18 protein-coding genes are annotated in these 20,654 nt (G+C 52.6%); 17 read left to right on the plus strand and 1 reads right to left on the minus strand.

Features of this window, described 5'->3' with window-relative positions; genetic code table 11:
• Nucleotides 1-47: 47 nt before the first annotated feature.
• Nucleotides 48-842, minus strand: a complete 795-nt coding sequence (map, locus tag HVY19_RS04550; protein ID WP_181683189.1) for a type I methionyl aminopeptidase — start codon at nt 840-842, stop codon at nt 48-50.
• A 320-nt stretch (nt 843-1,162) separates the two neighbouring features.
• Between map and rpsB the strand changes: the two genes are divergently transcribed.
• From rpsB to accA, 17 genes are all read left to right on the plus strand, one after another.
• The gene (rpsB, locus tag HVY19_RS04555) at nt 1,163-1,888 is read left to right on the plus strand and encodes a 30S ribosomal protein S2 (protein WP_012133990.1); all 726 of its coding nucleotides are present in this window, start codon (nt 1,163-1,165) and stop codon (nt 1,886-1,888) included.
• 117 nt (nt 1,889-2,005) lie between these two features.
• Nucleotides 2,006-2,857: a translation elongation factor Ts gene (gene tsf, locus HVY19_RS04560; protein WP_181683190.1), complete on the plus strand. Its 852-nt coding sequence runs from the start codon at nt 2,006-2,008 to the stop codon at nt 2,855-2,857.
• Between the two features lie 152 nt (nt 2,858-3,009).
• The gene (pyrH, locus tag HVY19_RS04565) at nt 3,010-3,735 is read left to right on the plus strand and encodes a UMP kinase (protein WP_046475796.1); all 726 of its coding nucleotides are present in this window, start codon (nt 3,010-3,012) and stop codon (nt 3,733-3,735) included.
• A 167-nt stretch (nt 3,736-3,902) separates the two neighbouring features.
• The gene (gene frr, locus HVY19_RS04570) at nt 3,903-4,460 is read left to right on the plus strand and encodes a ribosome recycling factor (RefSeq protein ID WP_181683191.1); all 558 of its coding nucleotides are present in this window, start codon (nt 3,903-3,905) and stop codon (nt 4,458-4,460) included.
• A gap of 92 nt (nt 4,461-4,552) precedes the next feature.
• Nucleotides 4,553-5,749 carry a 1-deoxy-D-xylulose-5-phosphate reductoisomerase gene (ispC, locus tag HVY19_RS04575; protein WP_181683192.1) on the plus strand — a complete coding sequence of 399 codons (1,197 nt, stop codon included), beginning with the start codon at nt 4,553-4,555 and terminating at the stop codon, nt 5,747-5,749.
• Nucleotides 5,750-5,937: 188 nt separating this feature from the next.
• The gene (ispU, locus tag HVY19_RS04580; RefSeq protein WP_181683193.1) at nt 5,938-6,696 is read left to right on the plus strand and encodes a (2E,6E)-farnesyl-diphosphate-specific ditrans,polycis-undecaprenyl-diphosphate synthase; all 759 of its coding nucleotides are present in this window, start codon (nt 5,938-5,940) and stop codon (nt 6,694-6,696) included.
• A 12-nt stretch (nt 6,697-6,708) separates the two neighbouring features.
• The gene (gene cdsA, locus HVY19_RS04585) at nt 6,709-7,566 is read left to right on the plus strand and encodes a phosphatidate cytidylyltransferase (RefSeq protein WP_181683194.1); all 858 of its coding nucleotides are present in this window, start codon (nt 6,709-6,711) and stop codon (nt 7,564-7,566) included.
• Nucleotides 7,567-7,577: 11 nt separating this feature from the next.
• Nucleotides 7,578-8,930: a sigma E protease regulator RseP gene (rseP, locus tag HVY19_RS04590; protein WP_181683195.1), complete on the plus strand. Its 1,353-nt coding sequence runs from the start codon at nt 7,578-7,580 to the stop codon at nt 8,928-8,930.
• Between the two features lie 29 nt (nt 8,931-8,959).
• On the plus strand, nt 8,960-11,389 hold the full coding sequence (gene bamA / locus HVY19_RS04595) for an outer membrane protein assembly factor BamA (protein WP_181683196.1): 2,430 nt from the start codon (nt 8,960-8,962) through the stop codon (nt 11,387-11,389).
• A gap of 122 nt (nt 11,390-11,511) precedes the next feature.
• Nucleotides 11,512-11,997, plus strand: a complete 486-nt coding sequence (gene skp / locus HVY19_RS04600) for a molecular chaperone Skp (protein WP_181683197.1) — start codon at nt 11,512-11,514, stop codon at nt 11,995-11,997.
• Between the two features lie 3 nt (nt 11,998-12,000).
• Nucleotides 12,001-13,026 carry a UDP-3-O-(3-hydroxymyristoyl)glucosamine N-acyltransferase gene (gene lpxD, locus HVY19_RS04605; protein ID WP_181683198.1) on the plus strand — a complete coding sequence of 342 codons (1,026 nt, stop codon included), beginning with the start codon at nt 12,001-12,003 and terminating at the stop codon, nt 13,024-13,026.
• A 104-nt stretch (nt 13,027-13,130) separates the two neighbouring features.
• Nucleotides 13,131-13,586: a 3-hydroxyacyl-ACP dehydratase FabZ gene (fabZ, locus tag HVY19_RS04610; protein ID WP_003018528.1), complete on the plus strand. Its 456-nt coding sequence runs from the start codon at nt 13,131-13,133 to the stop codon at nt 13,584-13,586.
• 3 nt (nt 13,587-13,589) lie between these two features.
• Nucleotides 13,590-14,378 (plus strand): acyl-ACP--UDP-N-acetylglucosamine O-acyltransferase, encoded by a 789-nt coding sequence (gene lpxA, locus HVY19_RS04615; RefSeq protein WP_181683199.1) that lies wholly within the window; start codon nt 13,590-13,592, stop codon nt 14,376-14,378.
• A complete protein-coding gene (gene lpxB, locus HVY19_RS04620; RefSeq protein ID WP_181683200.1) occupies nt 14,378-15,526 on the plus strand; it encodes a lipid-A-disaccharide synthase in 1,149 nt (382 codons plus the stop codon). The genes lpxA and lpxB overlap by 1 nt, the downstream gene beginning before the upstream one ends.
• A complete protein-coding gene (rnhB, locus tag HVY19_RS04625) occupies nt 15,523-16,119 on the plus strand; it encodes a ribonuclease HII (RefSeq protein ID WP_181683201.1) in 597 nt (198 codons plus the stop codon). The genes lpxB and rnhB overlap by 4 nt, the downstream gene beginning before the upstream one ends.
• A gap of 25 nt (nt 16,120-16,144) precedes the next feature.
• Nucleotides 16,145-19,627, plus strand: a complete 3,483-nt coding sequence (dnaE, locus tag HVY19_RS04630) for a DNA polymerase III subunit alpha (protein ID WP_181683202.1) — start codon at nt 16,145-16,147, stop codon at nt 19,625-19,627.
• Between the two features lie 12 nt (nt 19,628-19,639).
• Nucleotides 19,640-20,599 (plus strand): acetyl-CoA carboxylase carboxyl transferase subunit alpha, encoded by a 960-nt coding sequence (gene accA, locus HVY19_RS04635; protein WP_181683203.1) that lies wholly within the window; start codon nt 19,640-19,642, stop codon nt 20,597-20,599.
• Nucleotides 20,600-20,654: the final 55 nt, after the last annotated feature.

Raw genomic sequence — 20,654 nt, forward strand, 5'->3', positions numbered from 1 at the left:
GTGCCATTTGTAGGCCTGATAAGCGATAGAGCCATCAGGCAAAATAGTTATGCTTCGTGCGTAATGACCGCCGGGATGGTGTCATCCTTACGTAACGTCAGAATTTCGCAGCCGTTTTCGGTCACCACAATAGTATGCTCGTATTGCGCAGACAAGCTACGGTCTTTGGTTTTTACCGTCCAGCCGTCTTTCATGGTGCGGATGCGGTAGTCACCGGCATTCAGCATTGGCTCGACGGTGAAGGTCATGCCCGGTTGCAGCACGACGCCGCCGTCATCTGCGTCATAGTGAAGCACCTGCGGTTCTTCGTGGAAGCCGCGACCGATACCGTGTCCGCAGTATTCACGCACCACAGAGAAGCCTTCGCCTTCCGCATATTTCTGAATTGCCGCGCCTAATGTGCGCAGACGAATGCCAGGCTTCACCATCCGCAGGGCCAGATACAGGCTTTCCTGCGTTACGCGGCACAGACGCTCGCCCAGGATGGTCGGCTTACCGACGATAAACATTTTTGAGGTGTCACCGTGGTACTCATCTTTGATGACGGTCACGTCAATGTTAACGATGTCGCCATCTTTCAGATGCTTGGCATCGTCCGGGATACCGTGGCACACCACTTCGTTGATCGAGATGCACACCGATTTCGGATAACCGTGGTAGCCAAGGCATGCAGAGATTGCGTGCTGTTCGTTGACGATATAGTCATTGCAGATGCGATCCAGTTCGCCGGTGCTGACGCCCGGTTTGATATACGGTTCGATCATCTCCAGCACTTCTGCGGCCAGTCGGCCTGCGACGCGCATCTTTTCGATTTCTTCAGGGGTCTTGATTGAGATAGCCATGAATTCTGTCCATCAGTGTCGATTATTTCGACAATAATTGTGTAAGTGCCGTCAATGGTATCAGGCTGACATACATGCTGCAAAATTGAGAATCATTAACAGCACAGCACGCCAACAATTATTGGTGTCAACGGCGTATTTGTGGTATAAAGCGCGCCGGACTTCCGATCCATTTCAGATACACAGGCTGGACGGGAGCGACAAATCTCACTTTGTGTAACAACACACACGTATCGGCACATATTCCGGGGTGCCCTTTGGGGTCGGTAATATGGGATACGTGGAGGCATAACCCCAACTTTTATATAGAGGTTTTAAACATGGCAACTGTTTCCATGCGCGACATGCTCAAGGCTGGTGTTCACTTCGGTCACCAGACCCGTTACTGGAACCCGAAAATGAAGCCGTTCATCTTCGGCGCGCGTAACAAAGTTCACATCATCAACCTTGAGAAAACTGTACCGATGTTCAACGAAGCCCTGGCTGAACTGAACAAGATCGCTTCTCGTAAAGGCAAAATCCTTTTCGTTGGTACTAAACGCGCTGCAAGCGAAGCGGTGAAAGACGCTGCTAACAGCTGCGACCAGTTCTTCGTGAACCATCGCTGGCTGGGCGGTATGCTGACTAACTGGAAAACCGTTCGTCAGTCTATCAAACGTCTGAAAGACCTGGAAACTCAGTCTCAGGACGGTACTTTCGAAAAGCTGACCAAGAAAGAAGCGCTGATGCGCACTCGTGAGCTTGAGAAACTGGAAAACAGCCTGGGCGGTATCAAAGACATGGGCGGTCTGCCAGACGCTCTGTTCGTTATCGATGCTGACCACGAGCACATTGCTATCAAAGAAGCAAACAACCTGGGTATTCCGGTATTTGCTATCGTTGATACCAACTCTGATCCGGACGGTGTTGACTTCGTTATCCCGGGTAACGACGACGCAATCCGTGCTGTTAGCCTGTACCTGGGCGCTGTAGCTGCTACCGTTCGTGAAGGCCGTTCTCAGGATCTGGCTTCCCAGGCGGAAGAAAGCTTCGTAGAAGCTGAATAATAAGGCTTTACCCCTTATTAGTACCGTGTATGAAAAGGGGCCCATTATCGGCCCCTTTTTTCAATTTATACTGTTTGGCCCCCGGCCGGGCAGTTCACATCTCCCGAGGATTTAAGAATGGCTGAAATTACCGCATCCCTGGTAAAAGAGCTGCGCGAGCGTACTGGCGCAGGCATGATGGATTGCAAAAAAGCGCTGACTGAAGCGAACGGCGACATCGAGCTGGCAATCGAAAACATGCGTAAATCCGGTGCGATCAAAGCAGCTAAGAAAGCAGGCAACGTTGCTGCTGACGGCGTGATCATCACTAAAATCGACGGCAACTACGGTATCATTCTGGAAGTTAACTGCCAGACTGACTTCGTTGCTAAAGATGGTGGTTTCCAGGCATTTGCTAACAAAGTTCTGGACGCAGCTGTTGCTGGCAAAATCACTGACGTTGAAGTTCTGAAAGCACAGTTCGAAGAAGAGCGTGTTGCGCTGGTTGCTAAAATCGGTGAAAACATCAACATCCGTCGCGTGTCTTCCCTGGAAGGCGAAGTACTGGGTTCTTACCAGCACGGCGCGCGTATCGGTGTTCTGGTTGCTGCTAAAGGCGCTGACGAAGAACTGGTTAAACAGCTGGCAATGCACATCGCTGCAAGCAAACCAGAATTCGTTAAGCCAGAAGACGTGTCTGCTGACGTGGTAGAAAAAGAGTACCAGGTTCAGCTGGATATCGCGATGCAGTCCGGTAAGCCGAAAGAAATCGCAGAGAAAATGGTTGAAGGCCGCATGAAGAAATTCACCGGCGAAGTTTCTCTGACTGGCCAGCCTTTCGTTATGGATCCAAGCAAGTCTGTTGCTCAGCTGCTGAAAGAGCACAACGCTGACGTCACTGGCTTCATCCGCTTCGAAGTGGGCGAAGGCATCGAGAAAGTTGAGACTGACTTCGCAGCTGAAGTTGCTGCAATGTCCAAGCAGTCTTAATGATTGAAAAGGAGCCGCCTGAGGGCGGCTTCTTTTTGTCACCCATCACGCAAAATCAGTATGGCTCTTATTTCGTTGTACTGAGAAGCGGCATATCATTGTCGCCAGAATTCACCCCCTTTTTAAATCGTTGACAGTCTCAGGAAAGAAACATGGCTACCAATGCAAAACCCGTCTATAAACGCATTCTGCTCAAGTTAAGCGGCGAAGCTCTGCAGGGAACGGAAGGCTTCGGTATTGACGCAAGCATACTGGATCGTATGGCTCAGGAAATCAAAGAACTGGTTGAACTGGGTATTCAGGTCGGTGTGGTGATTGGTGGTGGTAACCTGTTCCGTGGCGCGGGTCTGGCGAAAGCGGGTATGAACCGCGTTGTGGGCGACCACATGGGCATGCTGGCCACCGTGATGAACGGTCTGGCAATGCGCGATGCGCTTCACCGCGCCTATGTGAACGCCCGCCTGATGTCTGCTATCCCGCTTAATGGCGTCTGCGACAACTACAGCTGGGCAGAGGCGATTAGCCTACTGCGCAATAACCGCGTAGTGATCCTTTCTGCGGGTACCGGTAACCCCTTCTTTACCACCGATTCGGCTGCCTGCCTGCGCGGCATTGAGATCGAAGCTGACGTGGTGCTGAAGGCGACGAAAGTCGATGGTGTGTTTACTGCCGATCCGGCGAAGGACCCCACTGCGACCATGTACGAGCAGCTGACTTACAATGAAGTGCTGGATAAAGAACTTAAAGTGATGGATCTTGCCGCGTTTACGCTGGCTCGCGACCATAAGTTGCCGATTCGTGTCTTCAACATGAATAAACCTGGCGCACTGCGCCGCGTGGTCATGGGTGAAAAAGAAGGCACTTTAATCACGGAATAATTTCCGTCGGCGATAAATACAGGTAAGATTCCGCTTTACTTTGTAGTGGTATCTTACCTGGACGCGCCTTAGGCGTTGTCATGAATTAAACGCGACTATACTTAGCACACCTGTAGCGCTGTGCTGGCGAATAGTCTGCCTGAGACTAGTATTCAAGGATTCGTAACGTGATTAGCGATATCAGAAAAGATGCTGAAGTACGCATGGAAAAATGCGTAGAAGCGTTCAAAACCCAAATCAGCAAAATTCGCACGGGTCGTGCTTCTCCCAGCCTGCTGGATGGCATTGTCGTGGAATACTACGGCACGCCGACGCCGCTGCGTCAACTGGCGAGCGTAACAGTAGAAGACTCCCGTACTCTGAAAATCAACGTGTTCGACCGTTCCATGAGCCCGGCCGTTGAAAAAGCGATTATGGCTTCTGATCTTGGTCTGAACCCGAGTTCAGCAGGCGCTGATATTCGTGTTCCGCTGCCGCCTCTGACCGAAGAGCGTCGTAAAGATCTGACCAAAATCGTGCGTGGCGAAGCTGAACAGGCACGTGTTGCGGTGCGTAACGTGCGTCGTGACGCGAACGACAAAGTGAAAGCCCTGCTGAAAGACAAAGAGATCAGCGAAGATGACGATCGCCGTTCTCAGGACGACGTACAGAAAATGACTGACGCGGCTATCAAGAAAGTAGATGCGGCGCTGGCAGATAAAGAAGCGGAACTGATGCAGTTCTGATTCGCCTGTACGACTAAAACGCCGCTCAGAAGATCGTTAGGATCGACTGGCGGCGTTTTGCTTTTTATCCCGTCTCAATTTTTGGACGAAAGATGAAGTATTTAACCATTCTGGGCTCGACCGGCTCTATCGGTGGCAGCACGCTGGACGTGGTGCGCCATAACCCTGACGACTTTCGCGTAGTTGCACTGGTTGCAGGCAAAAACGTCACCCGTATGGTGGAACAGTGCCTGGAGTTCTCCCCACGTTACGCCGTGATGGATGACGAAGCCAGTGCCAACCAGCTTCGCGAGACGCTGCGTCAGCACGGTAGCCGTACTGAAGTCATGAGCGGACAGCAGGCCGCATGTGATATGGCGGCGCTCGATGACGTCGATCAGGTCATGGCCGCCATTGTTGGCGCAGCAGGATTGCTGCCGACGTTAGCCGCTATTCGTGCCGGAAAAACCATTCTGCTGGCAAATAAAGAGTCGCTGGTCACCTGCGGACGACTGTTTATGGACGCGGTAAAGCACAGCAAAGCACGACTTTTGCCGGTAGACAGCGAGCACAACGCTATTTTTCAGAGTATGCCCCAACCGATTCAACACAATCTGGGTTACGCTGACCTCGAGCAAAATGGCGTACTGTCTGTTTTGCTTACCGGGTCTGGTGGCCCGTTTCGGGAAACGCCCTTGCGCGATCTGGTGAAAATGACACCCGATCAAGCCTGTCGTCATCCGAACTGGTCGATGGGGCGTAAGATTTCCGTCGATTCCGCCACTATGATGAATAAAGGTCTGGAATACATTGAAGCGCGTTGGTTGTTTAATGCCAGTGCTCGCCAGATGGAAGTGCTGATTCACCCGCAGTCGGTCATTCATTCAATGGTGCGTTATCATGATGGTAGCGTACTGGCGCAACTGGGTGAGCCCGATATGCGCACGCCAATCGCCCATACGATGGCGTGGCCGAATCGCGTGATGTCTGGCGTGAAGCCGCTCGATTTCTGTAAGCTCAGTGCGTTGACGTTTAGCGCGCCGGACTATCTGCGCTATCCTTGCCTGAAACTGGCGATGGAGGCGTTTGAGCAGGGGCAGGCAGCCACAACCGCGCTAAATGCAGCAAATGAAGTCGTCGTTGCTGCGTTTCTTGCTGAAGAGATTCGCTTTACAGATATCGCCGATATGAATTTAGCCGTACTGGAGCAGATGGACTTGCAGGAGCCTCAGAGCGTTGATGACGTACTGAAAGTCGATGCAATTGCGCGAGAAGTCGCCAGAAAACAAGTGATGCGACTCGCAAGCTGAGGATTATCCCGCTACAGGATATCGTGCTATTTGTTAGCGTTGGGCTTCAGTGATATAGTCTGCGCCACCTGATCGCAGGTATTTGGCTTTTTTCGGTCAGGTAAGCCGTGGTATGACACGGCTTTTTTGTGTATAGGCTTCAGTATTCCTGAGTACCGCCAAATCCTTTCAGGGACTAAAAACGCGTTATGTTGTCTGCAACTCAACCAGTAAGCGAAAATTTGCCCGCGCATGGCTGTCGTCATGTTGCCATCATTATGGACGGCAATGGTCGCTGGGCGAAAAAGCAAGGGAAGATCCGCGCCTTCGGGCATAAGGCCGGAGCGAAATCCGTTCGTCGGGCCGTCTCTTTTGCTGCCAACAATGGTATTGATGCGTTAACGCTGTATGCCTTTAGTAGTGAAAACTGGAATCGACCTGCACAGGAAGTGAGTGCGTTGATGGAACTGTTTGTGTGGGCGCTCGATAGCGAAGTGAAAAGCCTGCACCGCCACAACGTTCGCCTGCGCATTATTGGTGATATCAGTCGATTTAACTCACGTTTGCAAGAACGTATTCGTAAGTCAGAAGCCATCACTGCCCATAACACCGGGCTGACGCTGAATATCGCTGCGAATTACGGTGGACGCTGGGATATTGTCCAGGGAGTCAGGCAATTAGCAGAACAGGTGCAGGAAGGTTTACTGCGTCCTGATCAGATTGATGAAGAAACACTCAATCAACAAATCTGTATGCATGAGCTGGCTCCTGTAGATTTAGTAATTAGGACTGGGGGAGAGCATCGAATCAGTAACTTTTTGCTTTGGCAAATTGCCTATGCCGAACTTTACTTTACAGATGTTCTTTGGCCCGATTTCGATGAACAAGACTTTGAAGGTGCACTGCATGCCTTTGCAAATCGAGAGCGTCGTTTCGGCGGCACCGAGCCCGGTGATGAAAAAGCCTGATGGGGGTCGCTTTTGCTGAAGTATCGCCTGATTTCTGCTTTTGTTTTAATACCTGTGGTCATCGCGGCACTGTTTTTATTGCCGCCGGTGGGGTTCGCCATTGTGACGCTGGTTGTGTGTATGCTGGCCGCGTGGGAATGGGGACAGTTAAGCGGTTTTGCCACTCGCACCCAACGCGTATGGCTGGCGGTGCTGTGCGGGTTATTACTCGCGCTGATGCTGTTTCTGCTGCCGGAATATCATCGTAATATTCACCAACCCCTGGTCGAAGTTTCACTTTGGGCCTCGTTGGGGTGGTGGATTTTCGCGCTTTTGTTGGTCTTTTTTTACCCCAGCTCGGCGACATTCTGGCGTAATTCAAAGATATTGCGCATAATTTTTGGCGTACTGACCATCGTCCCATTCTTTTGGGGGATGCTGGCGCTGCGGGCATGGCACTATGATGAGAATCATTATAGTGGCGCGCTATGGCTGCTCTATGTCATGATCCTTGTCTGGGGTGCAGACTCCGGGGCGTATATGTTTGGAAAACTGTTTGGCAAACATAAACTTGCGCCTAAAGTCTCACCGGGTAAAACCTGGCAGGGTTTTTTTGGCGGGCTCGTGACTGCAGCGGTGATCTCATGGGGTTACGGCGTATGGGCGAATCTGGAAGTCGCGCCTGTCACCTTATTGATCTGCTCTATTGTTGCTGCTCTGGCTTCTGTGCTGGGGGATTTAACCGAGAGCATGTTTAAGCGTGAAGCAGGAATTAAAGACAGCGGTCATTTGATTCCAGGACACGGTGGTATTCTTGATCGTATAGATAGCCTGACGGCGGCTGTACCGGTCTTCGCCTGCCTGTTGTTACTGGTATTCAAAACGCTATAACGGAAGGTTTTATGCTGAGTATTCTCTGGAATCTGGCTGCATTCATCGTCGCACTGGGTGTGCTTATCACCGTGCACGAATTTGGCCATTTCTGGGTTGCCCGGCGCTGCGGTGTCCGCGTAGAGCGCTTTTCCATTGGCTTTGGTAAAGCGCTCTGGCGTCGTACCGACAAGTCAGGGACAGAATATGTTATCGCCCTAATCCCACTGGGCGGTTATGTCAAAATGCTGGATGAGCGCGCGGAACCCGTTATTCCTGAACTGCGCCACCATGCTTTCAATAATAAAACAGTCGGTCAGCGTGCGGCGATTATTGCGGCAGGTCCGATTGCTAATTTCCTCTTTGCTATTTTTGCTTACTGGCTGGTGTTTATCATCGGTGTGCCCGGTGTTCGTCCGGTGGTTGGTGAAATAACGCCCAATTCAATCGCTGCACAAGCGCAAATTGTTGCCGGTACGGAACTTAAAGCCGTTGATGGTATCGAAACCCCTGATTGGGATGCAGTGCGTTTACAACTGGTCACGAAAATCGGTGATGAACACACAACAATCAGCGTGGCGCCTTTTGGCAGCAACCAGCGACAAGACAAAATGCTGGATTTGCGACAGTGGGCATTTGAGCCAGATAAGGAAGATCCTGTATCTTCTTTAGGTATCCGACCACGTGGGCCACAGATAGAACCGGTACTGTCAGAAGTGCAGGCGCAGTCCGCTGCAAGTAAAGCGGGTTTGCAAGCGGGCGACAGGATCGTTAAAGTCGATGGTCAACCGTTAACGCAATGGATGACGTTCGTAACGCTTGTGCGCGATAATCCAGGGAAGCCGTTAGCGCTGGAAATTGAGAGACAAGGGAGCGCCTTGTCTTTGACGCTAATTCCGGATACGAAATCAAGTAACGGAAAGGCAGAAGGGTTTGCCGGCGTGGTGCCGAAAATCATTCCTCTGCCAGATGAGTACAAGACAGTACGCCAGTATGGGCCGTTTAGCGCCATCGCACAGGCCACGGATAAAACGTGGCAGTTGATGAAACTGACGGTCAACATGCTGGGAAAATTGATAACCGGTGATGTGAAACTGAACAACCTCAGTGGGCCGATTTCTATCGCTCAGGGGGCTGGGATGTCAGCGGAGTTCGGGGTGATTTATTACCTGATGTTCCTGGCGCTGATTAGCGTGAACTTAGGGATAATTAACCTCTTTCCGTTGCCCGTTCTTGACGGGGGGCATCTGCTGTTCCTGGCGATTGAAAAGCTTAAGGGCGGACCGGTATCCGAGCGGGTTCAAGACTTTAGTTATCGCATTGGCTCGATTTTGCTGGTGCTGTTAATGGGGCTTGCACTTTTCAATGATTTCTCTCGGTTGTAAGAGAGTGTTAGGAAGAACGCATAATAACGATGGCGATGAAAAAGTTGCTCATAGCGTCGCTGCTGTTTAGCAGCGCGACCGTATACGGTGCTGAAGGGTTCGTAGTGAAGGACATTCATTTCGAAGGCCTGCAGCGTGTCGCCGTTGGTGCGGCCCTCCTCAGTATGCCGGTGCGCACAGGCGACACGGTTAATGATGAAGATATCAGTAATACCATTCGCGCACTGTTTGCTACCGGCAACTTTGAGGATGTCCGCGTCCTTCGTGATGGTGATACTCTTCTGGTTCAGGTAAAAGAGCGTCCGACGATTGCCAGCATTACTTTCTCCGGAAACAAGTCGGTGAAAGATGACATGCTGAAGCAAAACCTCGAGGCGTCTGGCGTGCGTGTTGGCGAGTCTCTGGATCGCACCACCATTGCCGATATCGAGAAAGGGCTGGAAGACTTCTATTATAGCGTCGGTAAGTATAGCGCCAGCGTCAAAGCTGTCGTAACGCCGCTGCCGCGTAACCGTGTGGACCTCAAACTGGTGTTCCAGGAAGGTGTTTCGGCGAAGATCCAACAGATTAACATCGTTGGTAACCACGCCTTCAGCACTGATGAACTGATCTCTCACTTCCAGCTGCGTGATGAAGTACCGTGGTGGAACGTGGTGGGCGATCGTAAATATCAGAAGCAGAAGCTGGCGGGCGACCTTGAAACCCTGCGCAGCTACTATCTGGATCGCGGCTACGCACGTTTCAACATTGACTCCACGCAGGTCAGCCTGACGCCGGACAAGAAAGGGATTTACATCACCGTGAACATCACGGAAGGCGAGCAGTATAAGCTTTCTGGCGTTCAGGTGACGGGTAACCTGGCCGGACACTCTGCCGAGATTGAAAGCCTGACTAAAATTGAGCCGGGCGAGCTGTATAACGGCACCAAAGTGACCAAAATGGAAGACGACATTAAAAAGCTTCTGGGTCGCTATGGCTATGCCTATCCGCGCGTTCAGTCACAGCCTGAAATTAACGATGCTGACAAAACCGTCAAGCTGCGCGTCAACGTTGATGCGGGTAACCGTTTCTACGTGCGTAAGATCCGCTTTGAAGGCAACGACACATCCAAAGATGCCGTTCTGCGTCGCGAAATGCGCCAGATGGAAGGGGCATGGTTGGGCAGCGATCTGGTCGATCAGGGTAAAGAGCGTCTGAACCGTCTGGGCTACTTTGAAACCGTCGATACCGATACACAACGCGTTCCTGGCAGTCCGGATCAGGTAGATGTGGTTTACAAGGTCAAAGAGCGTAACACCGGTAGCTTCAACTTCGGTATCGGTTACGGTACGGAAAGTGGCGTGAGCTTCCAGGCGGGCGTTCAGCAGGATAACTGGTTAGGTACGGGCTATGCCGTTGGCATTAACGGTACCAAAAACGATTACCAGACCTATACTGAATTGTCGGTCACCAACCCCTACTTTACCGTTGACGGTGTAAGTCTGGGTGGTCGCGTGTTCTATAACGACTTCGAAGCAGATGACGCGGATCTGTCTGACTATACCAACAAGAGTTATGGTACAGACGTGACGCTGGGCTTCCCGATTAACGAATACAACACGCTGCGTGCAGGTCTGGGCTATGTTCATAACAAGCTGTCCAACATGCAGCCGCAGGTTGCGATGTGGCGTTACCTGGATTCGATGGGCGAAAATCCGGATTCAACGAACGACCGCAACAGCTTTGCCGCAGATGATTTCACCTTCAACTACGGCTGGACCTACAACAAGCTGGACCGTGGCTTCTTCCCAACGGAAGGTACGCGTATCAACCTGAACGGTAAAGTGACCATTCCAGGTTCTGATAACGAATACTACAAAGCGACGCTCGACACCGCGACCTACGTGCCGATCGATGACGATCACAAATGGGTGGTATTGGGTCGTACCCGTTGGGGTTATGGCGATGGCCTGAGCGGTAAAGAGATGCCGTTCTATGAAAACTTCTATGCGGGTGGCTCCAGCACCGTACGTGGTTTCCAGTCTAATACCATTGGTCCAAAAGCGGTCTACTTCCCGGCCAGCAGCCGTCATGACGATGATGACGACTATGATAACGAATGTAAGAGCACTGAATCCGCGCCGTGTGAATCGGATGATGCAGTGGGCGGTAACGCCATGGCTGTCGCCAGCCTTGAGTTCATTACTCCGACGCCGTTTATCAGCGATAAGTACGCAAACTCGGTACGTACCTCCTTCTTCTGGGATATGGGTACCGTGTGGGATACCAACTGGGATTCAAGCGCGTATTCCGGTTATCCTGACTACAGCGATCCGAGCAATATCCGTATGTCCGCTGGTATCGCATTACAATGGATGTCCCCATTGGGGCCGTTGGTCTTCTCCTACGCCCAGCCGTTTAAAAAGTACGATGGAGACAAAGCGGAACAGTTCCAGTTTAACATTGGTAAAACCTGGTAATTGTTCTTCACAAAGGAATGTAATGGTAGTGTAGCGATGACTTTTGGCGATCGCTTCGGGGATCGCCAGGCCACGCAAAGAGCTGTGCCTTCGGGTGCAAATGGGATGGTAAGGAGTTTATTGTGAAAAAGTGGTTATTAGCGGCAGGTCTGGGTTTAGCAATGGTTACGTCTGCACAGGCTGCTGACAAAATTGCGATCGTCAACATGGGTAGCCTGTTCCAACAGGTTGCACAGAAGACCGGTGTTTCCAGCACCCTGGAAAATGAGTTCAAAGGCCGCGCTAGCGAACTGCAGCGTATGGAATCCGATCTGCAATCTAAAATGCAGCGTCTGCAATCAATGAAAGCGGGTAACGATCGTACCAAGCTGGAAAAAGACATCATGGCTCAGCGCCAGACTTTCTCTCAGAAAGCGCAGTCTTTTGAGCAGGATCGTGCACGTCGTTCCAACGAAGAACGCGGCAAACTGGTTACTCGTATCCAGGCTGCTGTGAAATCTGTTGCCAGCAGCGAGAGCATCGACCTGGTGGTTGACGCAAACACCGTTGCTTACAACAGCAGCGATGTAAAAGATATCACCGCTGACGTACTGAAACAGGTTAAATAAGTAATGCCTTCAATTCGACTGTCTGATTTAGCAGAGCAGTTGGATGCAGAATTACACGGTGATGGCGATATCGTCATCACCGGCGTTGCGTCCATGCAATCTGCGCAAACGGGTCACATCACGTTCATGGTGAATCCTAAGTATCGTGAACACTTAGGCGCATGCCAGGCTTCCGCTGTTGTCATGACGCAGGACGATCTTCCTTTTGCTAAGAGTGCCGCGCTGGTAGTGAAGAATCCCTACCTGACGTATGCGCGAATGGCGCAAATTCTGGATACCACGCCGCAGCCGGCACAAAACATTGCGCCCAGCGCAGTGGTGGATGCCACGGCAAAGCTGGGTAGCAACGTTTCAATTGGCGCCAATGCGGTGATTGAATCCGGCGTAGAGCTTGGCGATAACGTGGTTATCGGCGCGGGCTGCTTTGTCGGGAAAAAGACGAAAATTGGGGCCGGTTCGCGCTTGTGGGCGAATGTTACGGTTTACCACGACATTGAGATCGGTGAGAATTGCCTGATCCAGTCCAGTACGGTGATTGGTGCTGACGGTTTTGGCTATGCCAACGATCGCGGCAACTGGGTGAAGATCCCACAGCTGGGTCGCGTCATTATTGGCGACCGCGTTGAGATTGGCGCCTGCACCACCATTGACCGTGGCGCACTGGATGATACCGTGATCGGCAATGGCGTTATCATTGATAATCAGTGTCAGATTGCACATAACGTTGTGATTGGCGACAATACGGCAGTTGCCGGTGGCGTCATCATGGCAGGTAGCCTGAAGATTGGCCGCTACTGTATGATTGGCGGCGCAAGCGTAATCAATGGCCATATGGAAATATGTGACAAGGTTACGGTAACTGGTATGGGTATGGTTATGCGCCCCATCACAGAGCCTGGCGTCTATTCCTCAGGGATACCGCTGCAACCTAACAAAGTATGGCGTAAAACAGCCGCACTGGTGATGAGCATTGATGATATGAGCAAGCGCCTCAAAGCTATTGAGCGCAAGGTTAATCAACAAGACTAAACTTCTCACCCGGTCACACATACTTTACGGCCTGTCGGCATTCATACGATTGCGGCAGGCCGTGTTATTATTGGCTTTTTGTATATTTGGACAGGAAGAGTATTTTGACTACTAACACTCATACTCTGCACATTGAAGAGATTTTAGAACTTCTGCCGCACCGGTTCCCGTTTTTACTGGTAGACCGCGTGCTGGATTTTGAAGAAGGTCGTTTTCTGCGCGCAGTGAAGAATGTCTCCGTTAACGAGCCGTTTTTCCAGGGCCATTTCCCGGGCAAACCGATTTTCCCAGGTGTGCTGATTCTGGAAGCAATGGCACAAGCTACCGGTATCCTTGCGTTTAAAAGCGTAGGTAAACTGGAGCCAGGGGAGCTGTATTATTTCGCGGGTATCGACGAAGCGCGCTTCAAGCGTCCTGTCGTGCCGGGCGATCAAATGATCATGGAAGTCACTTTCGAGAAAACGCGCCGTGGCCTGACCCGCTTCAAAGGGGTTGCGCTGGTTGACGGTAAAGTAGTTTGCGAAGCAACGATGATGTGTGCTCGTAGCCGGGAGGCCTGATACGTGATTGATAAATCCGCCTTTATTCATCCAACCGCCATTGTGGAAGAGGGCGCCTCACTTGGCGCTAACGTCTACATTGGTCCTTTTTGCCTTGTTGGACCCCATGTTGAAATTGGTGAGGGTACCGTACTGAAGTCTCACATTGTCGTGAATGGCCATACTAAAATTGGTCGCGACAACGAGATTTATCAGTTCGCCTCCATCGGCGAAGCAAACCAGGATCTGAAATACGCTGGTGAACCGACCCGTGTGGAAATTGGCGATCGTAACCGCATTCGCGAAAGCGTCACCATTCATCGTGGCACGGTGCAGGGCGGTGGATTGACGAAGGTGGGCAGCGATAACTTACTGATGATCAACGCCCATGTGGCGCACGATTGTACAATTGGCGATCGCTGTATTCTGGCCAATAACGCCACCCTTGCAGGCCATGTTTCGCTGGATGACTTTGTCATCATCGGTGGGATGACCGCTGTGCATCAGTTCTGCATTATCGGTGCGCATGTGATGGTGGGCGGTTGTTCTGGCGTTGCTCAGGACGTTCCGCCATATGTTATTGCACAGGGCAACCACGCGACGCCGTTTGGCGTCAACATCGAAGGGTTGAAGCGTCGCGGTTTCTCTCGCGAAGCGATCACCGCGATTCGCAATGCTTATAAGGCATTATACCGCAGTGGCAAAACGCTGGACGAAGCAAAACCGGATATCGCCGAACTGGCGAAGCAGCATCCGGAAGTGCAGCTATTCAGCGATTTCTTTGCTCGCTCAACGCGCGGTCTGATACGTTAATGGCTGAACAGCGCCCTTTAACGATTGCCCTGGTCGCCGGAGAAACCTCCGGCGATATTCTTGGTGCCGGTCTCATTCGTGCACTGAAGGCGCGTGTACCGAACGCCCGTTTTGTTGGCGTGGCTGGCCCGCGGATGCAGGCCGAAGGCTGCGAAGCCTGGTACGAAATGGAAGAGCTGGCGGTTATGGGCGTCGTGGAAGTGCTGGGACGACTTCGCCGTCTGTTGCATATCCGCGCTGATTTGACCCGTCGCTTTACCGAACTACAGCCTGATGTGTTCGTTGGTATTGATGCCCCCGATTTTAATATTACCCTCGAGGGGAATCTGAAAAAGCAGGGGATTAAAACCATTCATTACGTCAGCCCGTCCGTCTGGGCGTGGCGTCAGAAACGCGTTTTCAAAATAGGCAGATCCACCAATATGGTCCTGGCTTTTCTGCCTTTCGAAAAAGCGTTTTACGATAAGTTTAATGTGCCGTGCCGTTTCATCGGGCATACAATGGCCGATGCGATGCCGCTGGACCCGGATAAAAACGCTGCGCGCGATACTCTGGGGATCCCACACGAGGCGCATTGTCTGGCATTGTTGCCCGGTAGCCGCGGTGCTGAAGTGGAAATGCTCAGTGCGGATTTCCTGAAAACCGCGCAGTTGTTGCGCCAGACCTGGCCCGATCTCGAAGTAGTCGTGCCGTTGGTGAATGCCAAACGACGCGAACAGTTCGAGAAAATTAAAGCGGAAATCGCCCCCGAACTGAAGGTGCATCTGCTTGATGGCATGGGGCGTGAAGCCATGGTAGCCAGTGACGCAGCGCTTCTTGCATCCGGTACCGCCGCACTGGAGTGCATGTTGGCGAAATGCCCGATGGTCGTGGGATACAGAATGAAGCCCTTTACCTTCTGGCTGGCAAAGCGTCTGGTTAAAACGGACTATGTTTCGTTGCCAAACCTGCTGGCGGGGAGAGAATTAGTGAAAGAGCTGTTGCAGGAAGAGTGCGAGCCGCAGGCGCTTGCCGAGGCATTACGTCCTTTGTTAGCAAATGGCAAAACCAGCCATGCGATGCATGACACTTTCCGCGAACTGCATCAGCAGATCCGCTGTAACGCCGACGAGCAGGCGGCGGATGCGGTCCTGGAGTTAGCACAATGATCGAATTTGTTTATCCACATACGCATTTAGTGGCCGGTGTGGATGAAGTCGGACGCGGTCCGCTGGTGGGGGCGGTAGTCACTGCTGCAGTGATCCTCGATCCGGCCCGGCCGATCGTGGGCCTTAACGACTCCAAAAAATTATCTGAAAAACGCCGTCTGGCGTTGTATGAAGAAATTAAAGAAAAAGCACTTAGCTGGAGCCTTGGGCGCGCAGAGCCGCACGAGATTGATAAACTGAATATTCTTCACGCCACCATGCTGGCAATGCAGCGTGCGGTGGCGGGTCTGCATATCGCGCCGGAATATGTGCTGATTGACGGAAATCGCTGCCCCGCGTTGCCGGTTCCCTCATTAGCGGTGGTAAAAGGCGATAGCCGGGTGGCTGAGATTAGCGCCGCGTCCATTCTCGCGAAAGTGACGCGCGATGCCGAAATGGCTGCACTGGATATCGTTTTCCCACAGTATGGTTTTGCCCAGCACAAAGGCTATCCAACCGCTTTTCATCTGGAAAAGCTGGCTGAACATGGTGCAACGGAGCATCACCGACGTAGTTTTGCTCCCGTCAAACGCGCACTGGGCCTCGCGTCCTGATTCTTGGGTTTAAAGGAATCTAAAGATGTCTGAACCACGTTTCGTTCACCTGCGGGTGCACAGCGACTACTCTATGATCGATGGACTGGCGAAAACCGGGCCGCTGGTGAAAAAGGCGGCCGCGTTAGGCATGCCCGCGCTGGCGATCACCGATTTTACAAACCTCTGCGGTCTGGTGAAGTTCTACGGAGCGGGACATGGCGCAGGACTGAAGCCCATTGTCGGTGCCGATTTTCACGTCCAGAGCGAGCAGATGGGGGATGAACTTACCCATTTGACGGTGCTGGCCGCGAATAATACCGGCTATCAAAACCTGACGTTGCTCATCTCTAAAGCCTATCAGCGCGGCTACGGCGCAGCGGGGCCGGTTATCGACCGGGACTGGCTGATCGAACTCAAAGAAGGTTTGATTCTGCTCTCCGGTGGTCGAATGGGTGACGTGGGTCGCAGCCTGTTGCGCGGGAATAGCGCGCTGGTTGATGAGTGCGTTTCTTTTTATGAAGAGCACTTCCCGGACTGCTACTTCCTTGAACTCATTCGTACCGGCAGGCCGGATGAAGAGTCGTATCTGCACGCTGCCGTTAAACTGGCGGAAGAACGCGGATTGCCGGTTGTTGCCACTAACGATGTGCGCTTTATCAATAGCGATGACTTTGACGCGCATGAGATCCGCGTAGCCATTCATGATGGCTTTACTCTCGACGATCCTAAACGCCCGCGTAACTACTCGCCGCAGCAGTATATGCGTACGGAAGAGGAGATGTGCGAGCTGTTCTCCGACATTCCGGAAGCGCTGGAAAACAGCGTCGAAATAGCGAAACGCTGTAACGTCACCGTGCGTCTGGGCGAGTACTTCCTGCCCCAGTTCCCGACGGGTGACATGACCACGGAAGATTTCCTGGTCGTGAAATCGAAAGAAGGTCTGGAAGAGCGTCTGGCATTTTTATTCCCGGATGAAGCGGTACGCAAAGAGAAGCGCCCGCCTTACGATGAGCGTCTGGATATCGAACTCCAGGTGATCAACCAGATGGGCTTCCCGGGCTACTTCCTGATCGTTATGGAATTTATCCAGTGGTCGAAAGATAACGGTGTGCCGGTAGGGCCGGGGCGAGGCTCTGGTGCAGGTTCACTGGTGGCCTATGCGCTCAAAATCACCGACCTCGATCCGCTGGAATTCGACCTGCTGTTCGAACGTTTCCTTAACCCGGAACGTGTCTCCATGCCCGACTTCGACGTTGATTTCTGTATGGAGAAACGCGATCAGGTCATCGAGCACGTTGCGGAAATGTACGGGCGCGACGCGGTATCGCAGATTATCACCTTCGGTACGATGGCGGCGAAAGCGGTTATTCGCGACGTGGGCCGCGTACTGGGGCATCCTTACGGTTTCGTCGATCGTATTTCTAAGCTGGTGCCGCCCGATCCGGGCATGACGCTGGCGAAAGCCTTCGAAGCAGAACCTCAGTTGCCGGAAATCTATGAGGCGGACGAAGAGGTTAGGGCGCTGATCGATATGGCGCGTAAGCTGGAAGGGGTAACGCGTAACGCCGGTAAACACGCCGGGGGCGTGGTTATCGCGCCAACCAAAATCACCGATTTTGCGCCGCTGTACTGTGATGAACAGGGGCTGCATCCGGTCACTCAGTTTGATAAAAACGACGTAGAATACGCCGGGCTGGTGAAGTTCGACTTCCTTGGCCTGCGAACGCTGACGATCATCAACTGGGCGCTGGAGATGATCAACAAGCGCCGCGAAAAGAACGGCGAACCGCCGCTGGATATCGCAGCCATTCCGCTGGATGACAAGAAAAGCTTCGACATGCTGCAACGCTCGGAAACCACTGCGGTGTTCCAGCTTGAATCCCGCGGCATGAAGGATCTGATCAAACGCCTACAGCCTGACTGCTTCGAAGATATGATCGCGCTGGTGGCGCTGTTCCGTCCCGGGCCGTTGCAGTCGGGCATGGTGGATAACTTTATAGACCGTAAACACGGACGCGAAGAGATTTCCTACCCGGACGTTCAGTGGCAGCACGAAAGCCTGAAACCCGTACTGGAGCCGACCTACGGCATTATCCTGTATCAGGAACAGGTTATGCAGATTGCCCAGGTGCTCTCTGGCTACACCCTTGGCGGCGCGGACATGCTGCGTCGTGCGATGGGTAAGAAAAAGCCGGAAGAGATGGCCAAGCAGCGTGGCACCTTCGAAGAAGGGGCAAAGCAGAATGGCATTGACGGCGAACTGGCGATGAAAATTTTCGACCTGGTGGAAAAGTTCGCCGGGTACGGGTTTAACAAATCGCACTCTGCGGCCTATGCGCTGGTTTCCTATCAGACGCTGTGGTTAAAAGCGCACTATCCCGCTGAGTTTATGGCGGCGGTCATGACCGCCGATATGGACAACACCGAGAAGGTCGTTGGACTGGTCGACGAATGCTGGCGCATGGGGCTGAAGATCCTGCCGCCGGACATTAACTCCGGACTGTACCATTTCCACGTTAACGAACACGGGGAGATCGTGTACGGGATCGGCGCGATCAAAGGCGTGGGCGAAGGGCCGATCGAGGCGATCATCGAAGCGCGTAACAACGGCGGGTATTTCCGCGAACTGTTTGATCTCTGTGCGCGTACTGATACCAAAAAGCTCAACCGTCGGGTGCTGGAAAAACTGATCATGTCCGGGGCGTTTGATCGCCTGGGGCCCCACCGCGCCGCGTTGATGAACTCGCTGGGCGATGCGCTGAAAGCCGCCGATCAGCACGCGAAAGCGGAAGCGATAGGTCAGGCCGATATGTTCGGCGTGCTGGCGGAAGAGCCAGAGCAAATTGAACAATCCTATGCCAGCTGCCAGCCATGGCCAGAGCAGGTGGTTTTAGATGGGGAACGCGAAACGTTGGGGTTGTACCTGACGGGGCATCCTATCAACCAGTATTTAAAAGAAATTGAGCGCTATGTCGGAGGCTATCGGCTGAAAGACATGCATCCGACAGAACGTGGTAAAGTTACTACGGCTGCGGGGCTCGTCATTGCCGCGAGGGTTATGGTCACCAAGCGCGGCAATCGTATCGGCATCTGTACGCTGGATGACCGTTCCGGGCGTCTGGAGGTAATGCTATTTACCGACGCCCTGGATAAATACCAGCATTTGCTGGAAAAAGACCGCATACTCATCGTCAGCGGACAGGTCAGCTTTGATGACTTCAGCGGGGGGCTTAAAATGACCGCCCGCGAAGTGATGGATATTGACGAAGCCCGGGAAAAATATGCTCGCGGGCTTGCTATCTCGCTGACGGACAGGCAAATTGATGACCAGCTTTTAAACCGACTCCGTCAGTCTCTGGAACCCCACCGCTCGGGGACAATTCCAGTACATCTCTACTATCAGAGGGCGGATGCACGTGCGCGGTTGCGTTTTGGCGCGACGTGGCGTGTCTCTCCGAGCGATCGTTTGCTAAACGATCTCCGTGGCCTCATTGGTTCGGAGCAGGTGGAACTGGAGTTTGACTAATACAGGAATACTATGAGTCTGAATTTCCTTGATTTTGAACAGCCGATTGCCGAGCTGGAAGCAAAAATCGATTCTCTGACTGCGGTGAGCCGTCAGGACGAGAAACTGGATATTAACATCGATGAAGAAGTGCATCGTCTGCGTGAAAAAAGCGTAGAGCTGACGCGTAAAATCTTCGCCGATCTTGGCGCATGGCAGGTTGCCCAACTGGCTCGCCATCCGCAGCGTCCTTACACCCTGGATTATGTTCGCCTGGCGTTTGATGAATTTGACGAACTGGCAGGCGATCGCGCTTATGCTGATGATAAAGCTATCGTCGGCGGTATCGCGCGTCTGGATGGGCGTCCGGTGATGATCATTGGTCATCAGAAAGGGCGTGAAACCAAAGAGAAAATTCGTCGTAACTTTGGTATGCCGGCACCGGAAGGCTATCGTAAAGCGCTGCGTCTGATGGAAATGGCAGAACGCTTCAAGATGCCGATCATCACCTTCATCGACACCCCAGGTGCTTACCCTGGCGTGGGCGCTGAAGAGCGCGGTCAGTCTGAAGCGATTGCCCGTAACCTGCGTGAAATGTCACGTCTGAGCGTTCCGGTCATTTGTACCGTTATCGGTGAAGGTGGATCCGGTGGCGCACTGGCGATTGGCGTGGGTGATAAAGTGAATATGCTGCAATACAGTACGTATTCCGTTATTTCTCCGGAAGGTTGTGCGTCTATTCTGTGGAAAAGCGCAGATAAAGCGCCGCTGGCTGCCGAAGCGATGGGCATTATCGCCCCGCGTCTGAAAGAGCTGAAGCTGATCGACTCCATCATCCCGGAACCGCTGGGTGGTGCGCACCGTAACCCGGAAGCCATGGCGGCGTCACTGAAGGCACAGTTGCTGGCTGACCTTGCCGATCTCGATGTGCTGGGCCCGGAAGATTTGAAAAACCGTCGCTATCAGCGTCTGATGAGCTACGGCTACGCGTAAACGTTGACCATTCCGAAAAGGGCCACTTTAAGTGGCCCTTTTTTTTATCTGCGGT

Origin of the sequence: Citrobacter sp. RHB25-C09 (assembly GCF_013836145.1) — a bacterium.
In the GTDB taxonomy this organism is placed as follows: Bacteria; Pseudomonadota; Gammaproteobacteria; order Enterobacterales; family Enterobacteriaceae; genus Citrobacter_A.